This window comes from Beijerinckia sp. 28-YEA-48 (assembly GCF_900104955.1).
Classification (GTDB): Bacteria; Pseudomonadota; Alphaproteobacteria; order Rhizobiales; family Beijerinckiaceae; genus Terripilifer.
Map to the genome: position 1 here is coordinate 896,862 of NZ_FNSI01000001.1, position 19,260 is coordinate 916,121.

The window sequence follows — 19,260 nt, forward strand, 5'->3', positions numbered from 1 at the left end:
TTGCTGCCCCACGGGCACTCTTCGGTTCAGCAGTCAGCACTTTATCAACACGGGCGATCTGTTGATAAATTTACTTCATTCGCTTGTGCTGATTAGTATGGAAAGGGCTTGATGGTTTGGGGTGGGGCATTTGATGCGTGGATTTTGTGGCCGGGCTTTTTTTCGATCTTCGTTGTACGGCTCCGTTTCCCATCTAACCTTGCTTGCAGGTCTGAGTTTCATGGGGCTCGGGGCAAACCAGAGCTTGGCTGCTTGCGTGGCAGGGGCGCTACCTAATTATACTTGCTCTGGCACTGAAACGACGGTTCAAGCGATCACCACCAACACGGCCAACGTCACAACCAACGCTGGATTTAACGTGACGGTGAATGCTCCCAACACTGGCGCGTTGGACATTCGTGCGAACGGCGCTCTCAATTATAGCGATACCAATTCGTCCAGTTTGCTGAACAACAGCGCTGACGGCTATGGTCTCTATGTTGTTTCACACGGCGATGACGGAGGCATTCCGAGCGCGATCACCATCAACACCAATGGTGCGATTGCAGGTGGCCGCGGCATTTACGCTGCGGTGAACGGCCTTCACGGAAGCGGACTGAGCGTGACAGCAGCAAGTGTCAACGGTCTCCTTGAAGGCATTTTTGCGCAGAACAACGGCGTCGGAACAACCAGCGTTATAGCCAACGGCACCGTTGTTGGAGTGAATGGCACTGGCATTTATGCTGTTGCTACTGGCATCGGCGGCAGTGGGCTCAGCGTGAACGCCGCTGATGTCAGCGGTGACGGGGGCATCTTTGCGCGCAACGCGGGTGGTGGGATAACCAGCATCACAGCCAGTGGTTTGGTCACGGGAGCGAGCCGCGATGGCATCAATGTCTATGCGGAGGGTACCTCCGGCACTGGGTTGAGCGTCGACACTGCCGCTGTCAGCGGTCGCGGCACTGGTATTTTTGCGCAGAACGGGGGCGGTGGGACAACCAGCGTCAATGCCAGCGGCACCGTCACGGGCATGAGTTACTTGGGAATCAGCGTTTACGCCGCGGGCATTGGCGGCACCGGACTAAGTGTGAGCGCTGCCTCTGTCAGCGGCCATACCGGCGGCATTTACGCGGTCAACGCTGGGGGGGGGTACGACCAGCGTCAACACCAGCGGTGCGATCAGCAGTCTAATCGGTACGGGCATAGATGTTTATGCCCGTGGCGTTAGCGGTATCGGACTGAACGTGACCACGACGGCCAGCGTCTACGGTTTTTACAACGGCCTGAGTGCGAGGAACGATGGCGGTGGGACCACCAATATCAATGCTAGCGGTTCCGTCATCGGCTCGGACTCCGCCGGCATTTCTGCTTATGCCGGAACCAGTGGAACAGGGCTGAGTGTAACCGCGACGGAGAGGGTCTCTGGTCGCTATTACGGCATTCGCGTACGAAACGAGGGGGGAGGGACAACCAGCGTCATCACCAGTGGCACGATTACGGTCACCGACTCGAATGGCGTGGGCATTTATGTCGACAGCCAAGGTTCAAGCGCAACGCAAATCACCACCAACGGCTTGGTGGAAGGCGGCAGGAGCGCGATTTTCGTCAACTCCACCGGCCAGCCTGTTACGATCACGGCCAATGGCCTGGTACGCAATGTGCTGCAGCGTTCCACTAGCCTAACGGTTGAAGGCGGTGGCGGTCCGATCGCCTTCACCAACGCTGGCGGCCTGATCGGTACGGTCCGTTTTGGCGCCGGTGCTCATGTCATGACCAATGCCGCGACTTGGAATACCGCTGGCGGCAGCAATCAGTTTGGTGGTGGCACGCTGATCAATAATAACGGCAGCGCTATTATTGCTGCCAACAATGGTGGCGTTATCGAAAATACGACGTTCGACGGACTTGCCAGCTTCGTCAATCGTGGCGTGCTTGCCTTAGCCGATGGCAATGCTGGCGATACGGTTCGCCAGAGCGGCGGTAATGCCCGGTTCGAGGCAGGTTCACTCCTGGCCATCGATATCAACAGTGCCGGTCAGTCCGATAGGTTCATGACGACGGGAACGGCCACGTTGTCGGGAGCAAGACTGGCGGTGAACGTCGTCGGTGGCATCGCCGCTTATGGAACGCGCTATTTGGTGATAAGCGCTGACGGTGGCTTGAGCGGTCAGTTCGACGGGGTGTCAGGCATCGAGGCACGCACGGCTTTTACACGCCTGCAAGACACCTACGACGCCAATCACGCTTATCTCGAAGTTCTCAAATACCGTAATTTCGCTGATGCGGGTCTGATGCCCAATCAGATCTCCACCGGTCACGGGCTCGACAGCCTCGGTCCTGGTGTGCTGGTCGGCGTGATCGGCGCCATGACCAGTGACGCCCAAGCACGCGCCGCCTTCGATCAACTGTCGGGCGAACCGCACGCCTCAGCCATAACGACGCTCATCCACGACAGCCAGTTCCAACGCGCGGCGGTGATCGATCGTTTGCGGGGCTCCTTCGATGCGCCGGGTGCATCGACGATCCCGGTCATGTCCTATGCGCCGGGTGGACCGACCAGTGTGAAGGCCGGTCCCAGTGAACTCTTCTCGATCTGGGGGCAAGGCTTTGGTGGTGCCGCGCGATGGAACGGCAACGGCAATGCCGCGCGTCTCAATCGCTCGATCGCGGGCTTCAATGTTGGTATCGATATGCCGGTGTTCGGCGGCTGGCGCGTTGGTGCTTTGGCTGGCTATGGTTCGACGGGGCTGGGCGCGCGCAACGGCAGCGGCCAGGCCGACAATTATCATCTGGGCGTCTATGCCGGTGCGCAATACGGTGCCTGGGGCATTCGGGCCGGCGCCGTCCACAGCTGGCACGACATCGCCATGACGCGCATGGTTGCCTTCAACGGCTTCTACGATTTGCTGCGCGCCCGCTACGATGCCCGCACCACACAGATTTTCGGCGACATCGGCTATCGTGTCGCCTATGGCGGCGCTGCCTTTGAGCCCTTCGCCAATCTCGCCTATGTCAACTTGCGCACGCAAAGCTTCCAGGAGATTGGCGGCCCGGCGGCACTGGCCAGCTTTGGCAATGGCACCAGCCTCACCTATACGACCTTGGGCGTGCGGGGCTCGACCGACTTCGTACTCGGGGGCGTGTGGGCGACGGCGCGCAGTACGTTGGGCTGGCGTCATGCTATCGGCGCGACGACACCGACGGCTCGCTTGGCATTCGTTGGTGGTACGCCCTTCGATATTGCCGGTGCCCCGATCGCCCGGGACGCAGCGGTGGTTGAGGCTGGCCTCGATCTGCGTATCGCTCCTGGTGCCGCTCTCGGTTTCAACTACAGCGGTCAGTTCGGCGGCGCTTTCCTTGATCAAAGCGTCAAGGCAAATCTTGCAGTGAGATTCTGAAACGGTATCAAGGATGGCGGCGTGATCACCGCGTCGAGCGGAACTCGACGCGGTGATGAAAGGCCGAGGCACCGATGTCTTTCGCGCGCCTGGCTTCGTGCCGTCTACCAACGATGGTAGCGTGGCCCATACCAACCATAGGGGCGATACATCGGGCGCGGTGCATACCAGCCATAGGGGCGGTACATCGGGACCGGTGCGACCCAAGGATTTGGAGCGCAGCGACCCCAGGGGGTCATATGTGCGGCAGGGCCGCATGGCCAATCCACCTGCGTGGCCTGGCTTGCCATGTCGGGCTTGGGGCTTATCGGCATGGCCGATGCGGCCGTCACCGAAAACGTTGCGATGCCGCCAAAGAGCGTTGCGGCGATAAGGCTCGTACGATTCATATCGGTCTCCTAACGATCCAGCCCTCCTTTGCCCGATGAGAAAATTGCCTCGTGCAGCTTAACTAAAGCTGAACGATAATGCGGTTCCAAGGCGATGACCGCCTCCGACATATCTCAGCGCATGACTGCAGGATGAAAATCCTCCGCCATTGCAATTCAAAGATGCAGCGAAACACGACAGGCTCAGGGGAGCCTGCTAGGTTGGCGCACGTCTTATGCGGGAGGTTCGTTATGATCGTTGAATTCGTGCAGTTCCGGCATCCCAAAGGTTGGTCGCGAGAGCAGGTGCTGGCAGAGGCGCGAACGACTGTCGCGAAATGGCAGGCCAACGATAAGCTGATCCGCAAGCATTTTCTGATCGGCGATGATGACATGGCCGGCGCCTTTTACATCTGGCCGACACGGGAAGACGCGGAGAGGGCCCACGATGCCGCATGGCGCGACGGGGTTATCAAGCGGACGGGTGCTCCCCCCAACATTCGCTATTTTGATCTGCAGATGATCATCGACAATGCGGATGGGTCCGTGCGGGAGTTCGCCGCCGATGAAACGCAGTGGCAGACGTGAGCGTTGGCCATCCGGCGGCGATGCGACTTATTGTGAGCCTTCCAGTCCTGCTTTGCGCACAACATCGCCCCAGCGTATGAGCTCCGCCTTCACGAATTTCTGAAGGTCCTCGATATTGCGGGGGGGAAGCGGCAACATGCCGGCCTTGCTGATGGCCTCGGCGATGTCAGGCATTTCGAGCACCGACCGGATATCCGCGCTCAGCTTTTCGAGAATGGGTTGCGGCGTGCCGGAAGGCGCGGCGAACATCTGCCACGAAGCGACATCGAAACCAGGCAGCGTGTCGTTGATCGGCGGCACGTCGGGCAGCACATCGAGCCTTCGGGCGAGCGAGACGCCAAGGGAGCGGACGGCGCCCGATTGCATCTGGCCCAGGCCGGGGCCGAGGTCCACGAACATCACCGGCACATGCCCCGCCACCACATCGGTGAGCGCGGGCACGCTGCCACGATAGGGCACCGGATTCATCTGCACGCCGGTCATGCTCTTGAGCAATTCCATATAGAGATGATGCGGCACGCCATAGCCCGCTGTCGCATAACTCAGCGGTTGCGGGCTGGCCTTGGCGTAATCAATGAATTCCTTCACCGTCTTGACCGGTACCGACGGGTTGACGACCAGAACGAATGGCGTCGCCGCGGCCATGGCCAAGGGCGTCAGTTCTTTTTCGGGATCGTAGGGCAGCTTCTTGAACAGGGTGACGTTGACCGTGAATTGCGGACTGGCGCCCAAGAGCAGCGTGGTGCCGTCTGGCGTGGCGCGCGCCACCGCGGCCGCGCCGATATTGCCGCCGGCGCCAATGCGGTTCTCCACGACGACGGCTTGGCCCCACTTGGTTTCCAGTTTGGCGCCGACCAGACGTGCCAGAATGTCTCCGCTGCCGCCGGCCGCGTAGGGCACGACGATGATGACCGTCTTGTTTGGAAAATTCTGGGCTTTGCTCGATCCGCCGGTCAGGAGCGCCACCGTGAACATGGCGAAGCAGAATACGGCCATGCGGCCGATGCCTTTGCGGATCATGATTCCTCCCAACACGCGGCTCGTTCGAACTCGCTGCGCGAGCATAGGCTGCCATGAGAGGGCGTGACAAGTTTGGCGCGTCAATCGAACGTCATGCCTCCACGGGCGTTCGCGCGGCCATGGATAGAGCTGTGCGACTCTCCCCACCGCCTTGAAATATCTCTTGCTTTTACCCCGGCCGGCATGTTCCACAGCCGCTCATGGCCGGCATAATGTCGGTCAGCACCTTAGGACTCCCATTTATGTCGACCAAATCACGCATGCTTTTGGCCGCGTTCGCGATGACGCTCGTTTCTTTTTCTGTTTCCGCACAGGTTACGGACCCGGAAATGAGCTGCGCCGACTATCTCAAGGCCGTCGCGACCGGTGGCGGAACGCCCAAGACCGGTGATGCCGCCATGGACAAGATGGCCGCTGAGGTCGACGCCAAGATGAAAACCTATTGCACCGCCAATCCGAAGGAAAAGGCGATGGACGCTGCCATGAAAGTCATGGGCGGCTAAAAGGCTCGGCCCTGCGCTCCTTCGTGAACGTAGGGCCAGTTCGTTTTTAAGCGTTCCGGCAGCCGATTTGCGTTGCGTCAGGGTCGACGTCGCAGAGGAAATGAGCTGCAGGTCATAGTTGCTACCTGGGGTTGGGAAACTCAAATGCATATTGCTCGCATCCTCTTTGCGACCTTCGTCGCGTTCCTGCATGTCATGCCGGCCTCCGCGAAGAATTTCGCCGTTCCGGACAAGAATCCGGCCATCACCCTCACGGTTCCGAACAATTGGAAGACCGAGGAAATCGAATACGGCTACTCGGCCCGGCCGCCGGACGAAGCCATTTTCTTCTCCGTTGAGTTCGCCAACGCCCGCAACATCGACAAGATGATGGCGACCAACGAAGCCTGGATGAAGGAAAACGAGATCAAGCAGGTGAAGCCCATCAAGGCCGAAATGCCGATCAATGGGATTTCATCGACCGTTTTCCAATTCCAGACGACAGACGCCAACGGCCCGACAAAAGTCGATTTCATCCTGATGCCGGCCGGCAATGAGCGCGTGATCATGATCACCGTTTGGGGCAATGACGAAGAGCGCGAGAAGCACGGCAAGGCGCTCGACGATATCTTCGGCAGCATCAAGCCGATCAATTGATCCATTGAGAGAAAGCCCGGTCGCGCTAAAGCGTGATCGGGCCTATGCACTGAGAAACGCCGCGCGGCGATTGGATATCCTGCGGCGCATCGGGATCTATCGCCCAATAGCGATGGAATCCGCCCGAAAAATGAGGAGCGGGCGGCCGGCCCGGTAACCCATAGCCGCCATCACGCCGCAAAGCGCGAGGCAGATCAGCAGTGGTGTCGTCCAGCCATGGGAACGATCATGGATGAAGCCCGCTGCTGGAGGAGCCATGGCGGCAACGAGATAGCCGACGCATTGCGCCATGGCCGATAGGGCGGCGGCCTGGTGCGCATTGGCTGTGCGCAGGCTGATGAACGCCAGCGCGAGAATGAAGGTTGCCCCCGCGCCAACCCCAAACAAGGCGACCCACACCACCGACCATCCGGGCAGCACGAGCAAGCCCAGCAGGGACAGGGCGGTTATCGCCGATATCGAGACGGCTATGATCTTCTGGTCCTTGAAGCGGCTGAGGACGGCGCCGAAGACAAGGCCGGGAATGGCCGTGGCAAGCTGCGAGGCGCCATGAAGCGATCCCGCTGCGGCAGCCGAATATCCAGCTTCCCTCAGGATCGCGGGCAGCCATGTCACGATGACGTAATAGATGAGTGAGTTGAGCCCGAAGAACAGCGTCACCTGCCACGCCAGCGCCGAATGCCAGGTGCGGCCGCCATGGGGCGGGGTCGCGGTGCCCTTCGATGGCGCGGTGTGCCCGGCCAGTTGCGGCAGCCACGCCGCCATCGCCATCAGGGGAAGGATCACAAGCGATCCGAGCGCCCAGGTCCATCCCGCTTCGAACAGGCCGGCAATGGGAATAGCGGCGGCCGAGGCCAGGGCGGCGGCGATGCCGGCTGTCACTGAATAGGCGCCCGTCAGCGAGGCGATCCTGTCGGGGAAATCGCGCTTGAGGAGGCTCGGCAACAGCACATTGGCGATGGCGATACCGACGCCGATGATCGCGGTTCCGAGGAAAAGGCACCAGACGAAACCGAGCGAGCGCAGGACGATCCCGCAGGCCATCAGGAAAAGCGCGCCGAACAGGCTTCGCTCCAGCCCATATTCACGCGCGACCAGAACGGCAAAGGGCGAGGTGACCGCGAAAGCCAACAGCGGCAGTGTCGTCAACACGCCGGCTTCGGTCGTGCCGAGCGAAAAGCTTTCACGGATCATGCCGAGCACCGGCGCGATGCCCGTGATCGGCGCTCTCAGCGTCGCGGCGATCAGCAGAATGCCGACGATCAGCAGGGCCGGTCGCGCGACGGGGGCAATTTTCTTGGTCATGAGGGGCTATCCACCTTTCTGCCTTTCTCGTAGTGGTTTGCGCCTCCGATGAATTCAGATAGAATGCCAATTTATCGCTAAATCATGCCAAGCCTCATGCCATCGCGTTTCGCCCACACCGACTTCGAACTCGACGGGACTGACCGGCCCGCCGTCGCCCTGCATCTGGACTTCAAGGATTACGCGACGGAGGTTCCAACCCATCGGCATCGCAAGGGTCAGCTCGTGCTGGCCTTGCACGGGGCCGTGACGTGCCATGTCGCCGATGGCTGGTGGATGGTGCCGCCCCAGTGCGGTGTGTGGATTCCAGGCGGCATGGCGCACAGCAATCGCGCCACGGCCAATGCGCGCCTGTCCTACCTGTTCGTGGAGCCCGAGGCCGTCGCCTTGCCCCGGCAGTGCTGCACCCTGTCGATCTCGCCGATGATCCGCGAAATGATCAGCCACCTTGCGCGACAGCCGCCGGACTATGAGCCGGGGAGCCATACCGATCGCCTGGTCGGGGTTCTGCTCGATGAATTGATGCTGATGCCGAGGGAAGATTTTCATTTGCCGGTTTCCAGTCACCCGAAAATCCGCCGGATCGCCGAGGCCCTCGACGTGGATCCAGGCGATCGCAGCACGCTCACGCAATGGGCGGCGCGCGTTGCGGTCAGCGAACGCTCGCTGGCGCGGTTGATGGTTCAGGAAACCGGGCTGACCTTCGGCCGCTGGCGGCAGCAATTCCATCTCATGCTGGCGCTGCGCGAAATCGCGGCTGGCGCTTCAGTCCAGAGCGTCTCCGAAATGCTCGGCTATGAATCCGTGACGGCCTTCATCACCATGTTCAAGAAAGCCCTGGGGCAGACACCGGCGCGTTATCTGGCGGAACGCAGAGGGGACTGACGAACGACCTCTCGTCGGGCTTCTCCATGATCATCGCTCGGGGCAATCACGAGAACGCCAGACGCACGCCCAACCTGTCAAAGAAGCTGGGGCAATCTCGTCTAGCTTATTGGATTTCGAGCGTTTATCTTCGCCGCTTCGATAAGCTGAAAAAATCGTGAGATGATCGAGCGAACGCGCCCTTCTTTATCTTTTTTGCTCTTTTTGGCAGCGAGCGCTTCTCAAGAATTGGAGGCGAAATCCCTCGGCAATCGAGCCGAGCCAAGTCGTATCGTATCGGCCTGCACGGAAACGCCGCCTGACAGCTATTCGCTCGATAAGCCAAAGGCGCAAATCCAGGCGGAGGATGAGGAGGATACGGAGAGCGACGACGACGATGATGCGCTGCCTTCAGGCCGCAAAGGAAAGGGGATTGCCCCTGGTCTTTACAACGCGCCTTTCGGATGTCTCCTGATCGACGGTTCGGTCGACACCGGAACGCAAACCTCGATCATATCGACGGATAAATCTCGGTTCTCGGGGGCTTCCAGGTTAACCGATACGCAGTCGCTGCTGTTGGGGACGGTCAACTTCACGCATCAAACGTCAACCGAATTTGGAAGTTTGACGACCCGGTTTGGCGTCCAGGCAGACCCGGATGGCAATGCAACGCTACCCCATGCTTCGATTCAATTCGGCAATGCCGTCGTTGGCGTCCAACCCTCCTTTTTCAATGCCTGGCTGGCATTGGAGTTTTCCTTCCGCGCGCTTGCCGCAACGCAGTCGCCGCTTGTCGCTGCCTATATCTTCAGGCCGACCGACAGCAGCACACTCAGCATTTCGTTGGAAGATCCTTCCTATCGACGCGTCACGATCTCGGGTTATGGCCCCACGAGTTATCCCGATGTTGTTGGTCGCTATCGCTACTACTCCGGAAACTGGCAATTCATTCTCAGCGGAGCCATCCATCAAACGACCTTCGCCAATTCCATTTTAAAAAATCCCGCATCGAACAATTCGCCGATATGGGGGGCGGCCATTCAAGCTTATGCCCGATATGCCCTGCCAAACGAGGCGCAGAGCGACAACTCCTTTGTGGTTTTACAGTTCGCTTATGCCAAGCAGGCTGCGGGCTATCTTGGGATAAACACACCAACGAGCGGATTTAGATTGCAGCTGCCTGGCGCATTCGGTGCCGACAACGCGGAGCGGTCTATAGGCTGGAATGGCGCTGGCGTCGTGAGTTGGGCGTGGAGCGAAAAGTGGCGCTCGGCTGCATTCACAAGTTTCACGAAATTGAATCTGCCAGACCTCGTCGGAAACGGCTCCGTTCTATCGACCAGGAGCGCGATCAATTTGACTTACACACCGGTTGCCAGCTTGGAATTTACACTGGAAGCGGGCTTTGCCCGGGTGATATCGGCCAACTCAGGTATTCCGTCAGCTCGGCAATGGTCCGTCATTCTGAGCGCTTCACGGAGTTTTCCGTGACGGCTGAGGTCTGTGAAGTGTTGTGAGACGAACGAAGCGAGGCACAATCCAGCGAATAGCCTTTTATGGCAGCAACTCCATCTCATGCTGGCGCTGCGCTAAATCGCGGTCGCGCTTCAGTCCGAGGGGCTCCGAAATGCTCGGCTATGAATCCGTGAAAGCCTGATCGCGCTGCGGCTTGAAGTGCTTGGCCCGGTGCTAGGGCCAATGCTTATACATGGCGTTTAGAAACGTCGTTTCAGCGATTGGATATCTTGAAGCGGACCCGATTGCGGAATTGCGCCCAATTGCTGGTTCTCAATGTCTCTCTCTACGGTCCGGATAGCGGAGGCACGTTTGGGTAGAGGCGAGTCCCACCGCTGCTCGCGGTGCCGCAATCAGCGCGAATCCGCCCGTTAGTTATCATCTGCGCACTCTTGGGTCTTCAGATCAGCGATGGCGCTCGACGATGTTCGCCCGTTGGTTGCGCTATATGATAATTAGTCATTGGTAGGGGCGGGCGGGATAAAACCGATACGCTCACCAGGTTCGGCTTCATCACCTGCAAACCACTCGTAATTGACCGCATCAGCTACGTCTCGAGGCGGTTCCTTGTTTTCGATGATGGCTACCTGCACGACTGCCGGGATCTTTTTCAAAGAATCCCAGAACGCAGTCTCGACACCAGCGTCAATTGCGCCATCGGCACCTCGTACCCTCGAACTCTGCTTCTTTTTGTAACTGGTTAGGGGAGAATCAATTACGACAAAACCAGGGTGAGGCAAATTCTCTCTATGACAATAACGCAGCAAAGCGATAACGAACGCTGAGTATAAAACCGCGCGCACTCCCTTGCCGTGTGATTGCCTCGCCTGACCGTCAACAATAATGTCATATTTTTTTGGGTCGAACTCGACCTTGCACGCACCTTTAAATTGCCAAGCTTTGAGTACAATCTCAATCTCATCGCACAGCGACCGAAGGGATTTGCCCGGGAGTTCTTCCCACTGCTTCTTGCTGGATTTTCCTCCTGCGTTCTGTTCAATTTGGCCCTTCATGACGCGGAGGGCATCGGCCTGCTCGATGTCGTTTCGGGTGGATTCCAGCTCGATCCGCCTCGCGGTCAAACGGCGCAATTGCGCGCTGGCATTGGTAAGCGCAGGCTGGACTATCGTAGTCAAACGTTGATTGGCGTCCTCCTCTGAGGCTTTTGCTTCAACCCAATCTTTTTCTCTCGCTTCGCGTCGCCTTTCCAAGCTGGCGATCGCATCTTCTAGATCGCTGTACTGCGCTAAGATCTTCGACGCTTCGGCCTGTGACGCTGAATAGACATCGGCGCTAGATTGCGCTGCGGCGTGAAGGTGCTCATCGGACATCTGCTGCCCGCACATAGGGCACATGATTTCTTGGAGTCCTTCAAAATAGTGCGCACCTTCCGCGATGAAGTCGAGGCGTTCCAAGTCTGATTTATATCGGTCGCTCAGCAAGTGGTACCTCGTGAGCAACTCGTCTATAGCGATGACCTGCGTCTCAGCCTTTATGCGGCGTTCGGCCGCCGCTTCTCGCAGTTCCTGAAGGTCAATACGTTCGCTCTCTACCTCGCCGATCTGGTCGGTTAGGCGTTCTATCGCAGCTTCAACCCTCTCGATTGTCTCGTCATTTTCGGGCGCTGGACGATTTTGTAAACGTTTTTCCAGCGGGGTAAGAAGATCATTTATCAGCGAAACCTGCGCGTTCATTCGCGCCGTTGCGATTTCCCTTTTCTCAGCAGCGATGATGCCGCTGTCGTCTTTCCCGGAGAGCATGTACGCAAACATTCGTTTGCGCGCGGTGGTATCAAAACCCCGTTTTCCCAAAACAGGGGACTGTTCTTCGATAACCGAGACTTCATCGACAAGTGTGATCGGGATGAATGTCCGAATTGTTAGACGTTGTGTCTTGCCGTCATCGTTCTTACGGAGCCTTGCTTCCATTATGCTCGCGAACTCGAACAAAACTGAAGTGACGTCGGGCGCGGTGTTCTTGCCAGACCGACTCGAAGTGACTGCCTCACCCATTTCTTCGATTTCGGCGATGGTGCAGTGATGAACCGCAACGTCACCGCCGCTCAGGCTACGTTGAAGAGTGAGGACCGCGTTTGAGGCATTCTCAAATTGCACGAACAACTGGGAGTATGACTCCGCTTCCGGGATACGCTTTTCAAGTTCGTCGGCGGCAAGGATGTAGTTGAGAAGGTGAAGCAAGTAGCTTTTGCCGGTGTCGGAATCACCCGCAATAATGTTTGCTCCACCTTTTAAACGCACAGACGCATCGGGAAGATTTATGCCTCTCAATAGGATTTCGCGGATTTGGAGCATATTATAGTTCTAGCTCCCTGATTGCCGTTAGCCGTTCGAACTCCGCGCCCCAACGCCCAATGCTTTGTGTCATGTAGTTTTCGAGTAGATCATCGGTGAAGCTCGCGAAATGGTTTGTCACCCATTCGGCGCGTGACCGGAGGGCGGAAGCGTAGGGTGAGACGAGCAATCTAAGAAATGGCGCCGTTAAGTCGTTGGAACGGTACCAGATCCCCGACGGTTCGAACCGCTTTGTCAGAAGCTCCCTGGCGAACATGACATTAAGGCCGGCCTGCACGAGGTCGCGTTTGACGAGCAATTCGCCCCCACGGAATGGTACTGCGGGGTGCAGGCTTGTCGGCCCCATTTCAACGTCGCCGGAATGAACCAACAGATAATCGTAAGCCACCAAGCGTTGTAGATCTAACGGACATCCACGGGCTGCATCGAGCGTGAACAGCAGGCGCAGCCCGCATTCCAGCGGCGTATTGAAGGGGCGGATTCTGACTGCGGTTACACTCATGGCTCGCACCACTCAACCCGGCCGTCATTGGCCATTTGATGGCACATGCCTTCTCTATCGTTTGGCACAACATGTGGCGTGAGCGCATGGGCGCTGAGTTGGAGGCTTTGAGCAGCTTTGATGGTGCTAACAAGACGATCATATCCGTCTGGAGAGCCCGTATACCAATGATACAGTCCGTCGCTGAACTCGTCGAACAGCATATCGAAATAGCCCTTGTCGGCCATCTGGTCTCGTGCCAACTCCTTCAGACCTTCGGCGCAGTAGAAGGTGAGCCGTGACCTGTCAAATAGCTTTCGATGTTTGTCCGAGTGCAGAAAGTCGGCAAGACCCGAAACGGGTTGTCCGAGATCTTTCGCGACAACCGTCAGCAGCTGGGCAACGTACTGATTTTCGCCTGGAGCAACCGCTGACGGTGGCTGAGGGGGCTTCGGGCGCTGTATCAGCGGCGCGCCAAATACGGTCAAATGGTATGGGGTTTGCTGGTGCTCTTCGAGCAGCGCTTGGGGTTGTTTCGCTCTAAAGATTGAAAATGGAAATTTGTTGATATGATCCTTAAGTTCCACAGTGAGTTCGACCGGGTCTTTTTGGATTTTCTCGCGACAATATTTATCCCAGTTGTCGAGAATTGATTTTCTCAGATTTTCCGGACTATCTAATAGGTCTTGAAAGTTTGATGTCATGCCTTTGTGGGTGATGAAGTGATACTCTTCAGGAATCGTGTAGTCGCCTCGCTTGGTATAAAATAAAAGCTTGGCGATCTCGGCTGCGGCGGTGCCTTCGCCTAGTGCCGCGGCGTAGTGTTTGCATTGGTACAATCGCCACCGACGAATTGAAGCAGTGTTCGTATCTAGCCAAGCGATTACGTCTCGCCCTTTGTCGCCCGCGCCGCCACGTTGCTGTACCTCGACGATTTCCGGGACTTTTTTTGCCAGGTATCCAGCGACCCATTCGAGCGTAAAACGTTCGAAGTCAGCGGCGCTGAATTGGGCCAGCCGAACAAGCGGGTCCACGGGCAGGCCGACGCCTAGACCTAAGAGTCGCGCATTGGCGCCGGGCCATGCTGATGGCGCGCCGATTGGCTCTAAGGTAGCCGCAACTAGATCTGACTGTAATTTCTTCACCTTGCCCCCAGGTGATTTTTGCCTCTTTTTCGTCCCTAGCGCTAGAGCGATTTGGCGCAGTCTTCTGAAGTACAGGCCACTTTCTAATTTGCTATTGCTTGGGAGCTGTTGGTCCGCAGATGGCCGGCTGCTGTCGTGAAAGCGCGATCTTTTGAATGGGGATCATGGTCCTCCCAAGCGAACTCGCAGTGGTGGCTATGGCAATGAGGTGGAAACAGCGATTCGATATTCCGCGTGGTGTCATGCGGTAACCTGAGGGAATATCTAGCCACAGAGGGCAATCAGCGGTGCTGGCGGAGACGGAGGGATTCGAACCCTCGATAGGGCTTTACAACCCTATAACGGTTTAGCAAACCGCCGCCTTCAGCCTCTCGGCCACGTCTCCGGCTTCCGTCGCGATATCTGGCGCGGAACGGATCGGCAGGGCCGATCCGGCGGGGAACCATATGCCCGAGGGGATCGGCCTTTGCAAGGCGCAGGTGGGCGGTTGCGGTGGCAAATCGTGCCTCACGGGCCGGATTTCTGGGGGAGGCCGGGCGAGGGGCGGCCGGGGCGCCGTAATCCTCTGATTTTTGATGCGGAAATCGGGGTGTGAGCCGTGTCGAGCTGGCGTCGGCGGGGCTTGCTTCTGTGGATCGGCGACTCAGTCCGCGACTCAGGCCGGATCGGCCTCGGCAATGAAGCGGGCGAGACGGGCGATGGTGGGGGCATCGAGCAGCAGCGGCGCGTGGCCCTGGTTGTCGACCACATGGGCCTGGCAGCGGGGATGGCGCTTTTGCATCTCGGCGACGGTTTCCGCCGACAGGAGGTCGGAATTGGCGCCGCGCAGCACCAGGGTCGGGATGTCGCGCAGTCCCTCGAACTGCGGCCAGGCTGTTGGCAGCGGCTTTTCCAGGTCGATGCTTTCCAAGGTGCGGAACAGGGCGCTGTCGTAGCGCGCCCGCAGCTTGCCGTTCTTTTCTTCGAAGGTGAGGCGCGCGAAGGCCTCCCAATCAGCATCCGACATGTCGGTGAATTGCGCGCTCATCAGGCTCTTGGCGATGTCGACGGTGTCGCTCCAGTGGCGTGGCTGCGGCAGTTTGCCGATATAGCCGCGCAGGCGCGCGAGGCCCTTGGTCTCGATCACCGGGCCGATGTCGTTGAGGACGGCGGCGTGCAGCAGGGCCGGCCGCATGGCGGCGATGAGCATGATGTGCAGGCCGCCGCGCGACGTGCCGATGAAAATCGCGCGGTCGATGCCGGCGGCCGCCAGCGTGTCGAGAATGTCGTCGTTCTCGATGCGCAGATCATAGTTCTGCCAGGTCGGGTCGCGGTCGGAGGCGCCGCGGCCGCGATAGTCCAGCGCCAAGACGCGGCGCGGTTTCGCGGCGGCGCCGTCGGCCAAAGCCAAAGCGAGCCGTTCGAAATCCTGCCCCGTGCGGGCAAGGCCCGGCAGGCAGACGACGGGGATGGCCGATGTCAGGCGCGGGCCGAAATCGAGCATGTGCAGGCGCAGGCCATCGCGCGCCGTGTAGAAGCGGCTGATGCCGGTGTTCGTTTCAATCATGCGGGATGGCTACATGCGAGATGGCTAGCTGGGTGAGCATGGCGGCGATTTAGAGCCGTGCTTCGCGGGCGCGCAAGTCGGTATCGACCGGGCGGGGCGTCGCAGTCGTCGAGTTCAGGCGGGCGCGATACATGCCAAGGTTTTCGACGACACGCTGGACGTAATTGCGCGTCTCGGTGATCGGAATGCGCTCGACCCAATCGATCGGATCGACGTCGCCCTTACGCGGATCGCCGTAAGCCGCGATCCATTCCTTCACCCGTTTGCCGCCGGCATTGTAGGCGGCGAAGGTGAGGATGAGCGACTGGCTGTAATCGTCCATCAGGTCGGCTAGATGGGCGGCGCCGAGCTGAGCGTTGAAGGCGACATCGGCGGTGAGGCGGCTTTCGTCGAAAGCGACACCGGCGCGTTGCGCCGTGCGGCGTGCCGTCGGCGTCATCATCTGCATCAGCCCCTTGGCGCCGGCATGGGAAATAGCGTCGCCTTGAAAGGCGCTCTCCTGGCGCGCGATCGAATAGACGACGGGCAATTCGGCCGAGCGCGGCAGCGGGGTGAACGTGGGCACGCCAAAGGTCGGGAAGGCAATGTCGTCGAGGGCGACGCCGCGTTGCGAGGCGAGCTTGCCGACAATCAAGGTGGCACGAGCATCATTGCCGCGCCGCGTCACATCGGCGAGCGCCGCGATCTGCGCCTTGTCTTCGAGCGTGCGCGCCAGCTCCATGGTCAGGCGGAAAGCCAGGTCCTTTTCGCCGACTGAGAGAAACATTTCGACGGCGCGGATCGGCTCGTCGCGGGCATCGCCTTGCGCGATCGTGTCGGCGACGCGCATCGCCGGGTCGGGCAGGCCGAGGCGGGCGCGCGCCAATTGACCATAGTATGTGCTCGTTTGCTCGGCGGCGATGGCATAAAGGCGGCCGGCATCTTCCGGTTCCTCGCCCTTCTCGGCGGCGCGCGCCTGCCAATAGGCGGCTCTGGCGCGCGAGATCGGCGTCTGCGCGATTTCCAGCGCGGCGGCGAAATGGCCGAGCGCGCGCGTCGGATCGTTGAGGAAGCGCAGCGCGATCCAGCCGGCGTGGAATTCCGCTTCGATGCGGGCTTCGCCGGATTCCGCATTGTGTTTGGCGGCGACGCGGAACGCGGCTTCGGCATCGCCGGAGTCGAGCAGCTTGCGCGCCAGCAGGCGACGCTCGGTCCACCAGTCGTCGCCGCTGACGACCACATTGGCATCGTCGGGAATGGCGTCGAGCACGGCGGCGGCTTCCTGCAGCTTGCCGGCACGACGGAATTGCTGCAGGCGGGCGAATTGATAGGACGCATCGGCGCGCATCGCTTGCGGCACCGCGTTCATCAGCTTGTCGGCACTGGCTTCGTTGGCGACGGCATTGCGCGCCTGGGCGAGCTTCACATAGTCGGGCGAGACGAGCCCGGCAACGCGCAGTGAAGCGGCGAGCTTCTCCTTGTAAAACAGCCGGTCGGAGCGGAAGCGATGATCCTGCGCGGTGAGGAGCTGACCGAACTCCTTCTGCAAGGCGTTCTCGGTCCAGGCGCCGATGTCGTCCATGCGCCAGACGCGGGCGACAAGGGCGGTGGCTTCCTTCTCATGTTTCTCGGCCATCAGCAGCCGCGCCTTGGCGAGGCGACCCGATGAGGTGACGGGGTCGTGGTTGGCGAAATAGCGGCGCACGGCGGCGAGGTTCTTGTCGCCGTAGAGCGCGTCCTCGGTGCGGGCGCGCAGGAAGTTTTGCGATCGCCATTGCGGATTGCCGTCGGCGAAAGCCGCCAGGCGGGTCGGGCCGGCGAGACGGGCCTGCAGGCGCAGAACGCTCCATTCAAGCGCGGTGCGTGCCAAAGGATCGGTCACGCCCTTGGCCGCCTGGTCGCCGGCGGCGAGATCGCCCTTGCGATAAGCATCGAGGGTGTTGCGGATGGCGGCGGCTTCCGGATGGGCGGGAAAGGCCACGACCACGGGGGCGGGGACATCAGTGGCCGGCGCCGTCGGGCTGACCGCTTCGGGCGCATAGGCGGTGACAATGGGCGCGTCGGCCGATGGGGCCGGGGCGGTCAGGGCGTCGATCGCCGCGACCGCTGAACGGGGCTGCAGGGCGTTATAGGCATCTAGATGGGCGCCGAAGCCGGCGGCGGGATCGGGCGGTGCGGCACCATCGCGCAGGCTGTTATTAAGCTTGGCAATGATCGAGGTGGGCAGCAACGAGGCGATCGAGCCAGTGGGGCGCCCGTCCGGCATTGGCGGTGCGATACCGACGACGGTGGGCGCCAGCACGAAGATGGCGGCCGGGCCTATCGCATAGAGGGGACGGGAGAATCTGAAGCGCAAAGGCGAAATCCTAGGCAAAAATCCTGGTCGCTATTCCTGGTCGTGTCGTCCGCTGGCGTCCTGCATCAGATAAAGCGTGCCCGATGGCTCTTTACGAATGCTTAACCACGTCTCGCTGATCCGGGGGCGACATGATCCCGGCCAGGCGTAACCTTGACAGTGGCTAAGTCTACCGAGCGCCAAGGCATTCAAAAATCACCCTGGCCACTGGTCGCCAGGGTGATTGTTTCACAGCCTCTTTCCAGCAAAGGGGCAAAGGGCTATCAATTCGGGTTCAGAGTCGCTTGCGAATGCGGCGACCGTGCGGCGGCCCCTGCCGTCCGTACAGCAAGGGAATTCCGGTGATGACCAAGGCCCCGCTCAAGGGATGGATGACAGCTCTCGTGACGCCGTTCCGCGACGGCAAGGTCGACGAGGCCGCCTTCCGCAAACTGGTCGACTGGCAGATCGCGGAGGGCATCCATGGCCTCGTGCCTGTGGGCACGACCGGCGAGAGCCCGACCCTGACCCATGACGAGCACCGCAAGGTGGTCGAAATCTGCATCGCCGAGGCGAAGGGCCGGGTGCCGGTGATCGCCGGGGCGGGCTCCAACAACACCGCTGAAGCGGTCGAGCTTGCCCGCCATGGCGAGAAGGCCGGCGCCAGCGCCGTGCTGGTGGTGACGCCCTATTACAACAAGCCGAACCAGGAAGGCATGTACCGCCACTTCAAGGCGGTGAACGATGCCGTCGGCATTCCGATCATCATCTACAACATCCCGCCGCGCTCGGTGGTCGATTTGTCGGTTGAGACGATGGCGCGGCTGTTCGAGCTCAAGAACATTGCCGGCGTGAAAGATGCGACCGGCAATGTCGGCCGCATCTCCATGCAGCGCGCCGCCATGGGGCCGGATTTCATCCAGTTCTCCGGCGACGACATCACGGCTCTGTCGTGCCTCGCCGCCGGCGCGCATGGCTGCATCTCGGTGGTGTCGAACATCGCACCGAAGCCCTGTTCGCAATTGCAGGACGCCTGGGATCGCGGCGATGCCAAGCAGGCGCTGGCCATTCAGGATCGGCTGACGCCGCTGCATCTGGCGACCTTCCTGGAAGCCGGTGTCACTGGCGCCAAGCATGGCCTGTCGGTGCTTGGCCGCATGAGCGAGGAAGTCCGCCTGCCGCTGGTGCCGATGGTGGAAACCAACAAGGCGAAACTGCGCGAGGCCATGGTCCACGCCGGTTTGATCGCCGCTGCCGCATCGCGCGCCGCCGAGTAGGGCTCGCAG

The 19,260-nt window shown here is 60.0% G+C and carries 16 protein-coding genes and 1 tRNA gene; 8 read left to right on the forward strand and 9 right to left on the reverse strand.

The genetic code is table 11. The annotated features are described in order from the left end of the window. Positions 1 to 133: 133 nt before the first annotated feature. Both BLW50_RS04265 and BLW50_RS04270 read left to right on the forward strand, forming a co-directional pair. Positions 134 to 1,207 (forward strand): hypothetical protein, encoded by a 1,074-nt coding sequence (locus tag BLW50_RS04265; RefSeq protein ID WP_139267455.1) that lies wholly within the window; start codon positions 134 to 136, stop codon positions 1,205 to 1,207. A 16-nt stretch (positions 1,208 to 1,223) separates the two neighbouring features. Further along, complete coding sequence (locus tag BLW50_RS04270; RefSeq protein WP_139267456.1) at positions 1,224 to 3,377, forward strand: autotransporter outer membrane beta-barrel domain-containing protein; 2,154 nt, start codon at positions 1,224 to 1,226, stop codon at positions 3,375 to 3,377. 104 nt (positions 3,378 to 3,481) lie between these two features. On the opposite strand, the gene BLW50_RS04275 is transcribed toward BLW50_RS04270, so the two are convergent. Further along, complete coding sequence (locus tag BLW50_RS04275; RefSeq protein WP_090697935.1) at positions 3,482 to 3,766, reverse strand: GCG_CRPN prefix-to-repeats domain-containing protein; 285 nt, start codon at positions 3,764 to 3,766, stop codon at positions 3,482 to 3,484. A 231-nt stretch (positions 3,767 to 3,997) separates the two neighbouring features. On the opposite strand from BLW50_RS04275, the gene BLW50_RS04280 reads away from it, so the two are divergent. After that, a complete protein-coding gene (locus tag BLW50_RS04280) occupies positions 3,998 to 4,333 on the forward strand; it encodes a hypothetical protein (protein WP_090697939.1) in 336 nt (111 codons plus the stop codon). A gap of 27 nt (positions 4,334 to 4,360) precedes the next feature. Here the strand turns inward: BLW50_RS04280 and BLW50_RS04285 are convergent, their stop codons facing one another. Further along, positions 4,361 to 5,353: a Bug family tripartite tricarboxylate transporter substrate binding protein gene (locus tag BLW50_RS04285; RefSeq protein ID WP_170849976.1), complete on the reverse strand. Its 993-nt coding sequence runs from the start codon at positions 5,351 to 5,353 to the stop codon at positions 4,361 to 4,363. A gap of 212 nt (positions 5,354 to 5,565) precedes the next feature. On the opposite strand from BLW50_RS04285, the gene BLW50_RS04290 reads away from it, so the two are divergent. Both BLW50_RS04290 and BLW50_RS04295 read left to right on the forward strand, forming a co-directional pair. Beyond that, the gene (locus BLW50_RS04290; protein ID WP_139267457.1) at positions 5,566 to 5,856 is read left to right on the forward strand and encodes a hypothetical protein; all 291 of its coding nucleotides are present in this window, start codon (positions 5,566 to 5,568) and stop codon (positions 5,854 to 5,856) included. A 144-nt stretch (positions 5,857 to 6,000) separates the two neighbouring features. Then, the gene (locus BLW50_RS04295; protein ID WP_090697950.1) at positions 6,001 to 6,492 is read left to right on the forward strand and encodes a hypothetical protein; all 492 of its coding nucleotides are present in this window, start codon (positions 6,001 to 6,003) and stop codon (positions 6,490 to 6,492) included. A gap of 96 nt (positions 6,493 to 6,588) precedes the next feature. Here the strand turns inward: BLW50_RS04295 and BLW50_RS04300 are convergent, their stop codons facing one another. Next, positions 6,589 to 7,797, reverse strand: a complete 1,209-nt coding sequence (locus tag BLW50_RS04300; protein WP_090697953.1) for an MFS transporter — start codon at positions 7,795 to 7,797, stop codon at positions 6,589 to 6,591. A 96-nt stretch (positions 7,798 to 7,893) separates the two neighbouring features. Between BLW50_RS04300 and BLW50_RS04305 the strand changes: the two genes are divergently transcribed. Together BLW50_RS04305 and BLW50_RS04310 are read left to right on the forward strand one after the other, a co-directional pair. Continuing rightward, positions 7,894 to 8,682, forward strand: a complete 789-nt coding sequence (locus BLW50_RS04305; RefSeq protein ID WP_090708680.1) for an AraC family transcriptional regulator — start codon at positions 7,894 to 7,896, stop codon at positions 8,680 to 8,682. Positions 8,683 to 8,844: 162 nt separating this feature from the next. After that, entirely contained in the window at positions 8,845 to 10,152 is a 1,308-nt protein-coding gene (locus BLW50_RS04310) for a porin (protein ID WP_139267458.1), read from the forward strand. 479 nt (positions 10,153 to 10,631) lie between these two features. On the opposite strand, the gene BLW50_RS04315 is transcribed toward BLW50_RS04310, so the two are convergent. From BLW50_RS04315 to BLW50_RS31220, 6 genes are all read right to left on the reverse strand, one after another. Beyond that, positions 10,632 to 12,488 carry a hypothetical protein gene (locus BLW50_RS04315; RefSeq protein ID WP_090697959.1) on the reverse strand — a complete coding sequence of 619 codons (1,857 nt, stop codon included), beginning with the start codon at positions 12,486 to 12,488 and terminating at the stop codon, positions 10,632 to 10,634. Position 12,489: 1 nt separating this feature from the next. Then, complete coding sequence (locus tag BLW50_RS04320; RefSeq protein WP_090697962.1) at positions 12,490 to 12,990, reverse strand: ABC-three component system middle component 2; 501 nt, start codon at positions 12,988 to 12,990, stop codon at positions 12,490 to 12,492. After that, positions 12,987 to 14,114 carry an ABC-three component system protein gene (locus BLW50_RS04325; protein WP_090697966.1) on the reverse strand — a complete coding sequence of 376 codons (1,128 nt, stop codon included), beginning with the start codon at positions 14,112 to 14,114 and terminating at the stop codon, positions 12,987 to 12,989. The genes BLW50_RS04320 and BLW50_RS04325 overlap by 4 nt, the downstream gene beginning before the upstream one ends. A 291-nt stretch (positions 14,115 to 14,405) precedes the next feature. Beyond that, a tRNA-Ser gene (locus BLW50_RS04330) sits at positions 14,406 to 14,499 on the reverse strand. Positions 14,500 to 14,769: 270 nt separating this feature from the next. Then, positions 14,770 to 15,660 carry an alpha/beta fold hydrolase gene (locus BLW50_RS04335; protein WP_090697969.1) on the reverse strand — a complete coding sequence of 297 codons (891 nt, stop codon included), beginning with the start codon at positions 15,658 to 15,660 and terminating at the stop codon, positions 14,770 to 14,772. A gap of 49 nt (positions 15,661 to 15,709) precedes the next feature. Further along, the gene (locus BLW50_RS31220) at positions 15,710 to 17,995 is read right to left on the reverse strand and encodes a transglycosylase SLT domain-containing protein (RefSeq protein WP_090697973.1); all 2,286 of its coding nucleotides are present in this window, start codon (positions 17,993 to 17,995) and stop codon (positions 15,710 to 15,712) included. A gap of 344 nt (positions 17,996 to 18,339) precedes the next feature. Here BLW50_RS31220 and dapA point away from each other — a divergent pair, with 344 nt between their 5' ends. Continuing rightward, a complete protein-coding gene (gene dapA, locus BLW50_RS04345; protein ID WP_090697976.1) occupies positions 18,340 to 19,251 on the forward strand; it encodes a 4-hydroxy-tetrahydrodipicolinate synthase in 912 nt (303 codons plus the stop codon). The last annotated feature ends 9 nt before the right edge of the window (positions 19,252 to 19,260 follow it).

Coding starts and splice junctions, on each gene's coding strand:
- BLW50_RS04265 (WP_139267455.1), top strand. CDS start 134: ATGCGTGGATTTTGTGGCCGGGCTTTTTTTCGATCTTCGTTGTACGGC.
- BLW50_RS04275 (WP_090697935.1), bottom strand. CDS start 3,766: ATGAATCGTACGAGCCTTATCGCCGCAACGCTCTTTGGCGGCATCGCA.
- BLW50_RS04280 (WP_090697939.1), top strand. CDS start 3,998: ATGATCGTTGAATTCGTGCAGTTCCGGCATCCCAAAGGTTGGTCGCGA.
- BLW50_RS04285 (WP_170849976.1), bottom strand. CDS start 5,353: ATGATCCGCAAAGGCATCGGCCGCATGGCCGTATTCTGCTTCGCCATG.
- BLW50_RS04290 (WP_139267457.1), top strand. CDS start 5,566: ATGTCGGTCAGCACCTTAGGACTCCCATTTATGTCGACCAAATCACGC.
- BLW50_RS04295 (WP_090697950.1), top strand. CDS start 6,001: ATGCATATTGCTCGCATCCTCTTTGCGACCTTCGTCGCGTTCCTGCAT.
- BLW50_RS04300 (WP_090697953.1), bottom strand. CDS start 7,797: ATGACCAAGAAAATTGCCCCCGTCGCGCGACCGGCCCTGCTGATCGTC.
- BLW50_RS04305 (WP_090708680.1), top strand. CDS start 7,894: ATGCCATCGCGTTTCGCCCACACCGACTTCGAACTCGACGGGACTGAC.
- BLW50_RS04310 (WP_139267458.1), top strand. CDS start 8,845: ATGATCGAGCGAACGCGCCCTTCTTTATCTTTTTTGCTCTTTTTGGCA.
- BLW50_RS04315 (WP_090697959.1), bottom strand. CDS start 12,488: ATGCTCCAAATCCGCGAAATCCTATTGAGAGGCATAAATCTTCCCGAT.
- BLW50_RS04320 (WP_090697962.1), bottom strand. CDS start 12,990: ATGAGTGTAACCGCAGTCAGAATCCGCCCCTTCAATACGCCGCTGGAA.
- BLW50_RS04335 (WP_090697969.1), bottom strand. CDS start 15,660: ATGATTGAAACGAACACCGGCATCAGCCGCTTCTACACGGCGCGCGAT.
- dapA (WP_090697976.1), top strand. CDS start 18,340: ATGACCAAGGCCCCGCTCAAGGGATGGATGACAGCTCTCGTGACGCCG.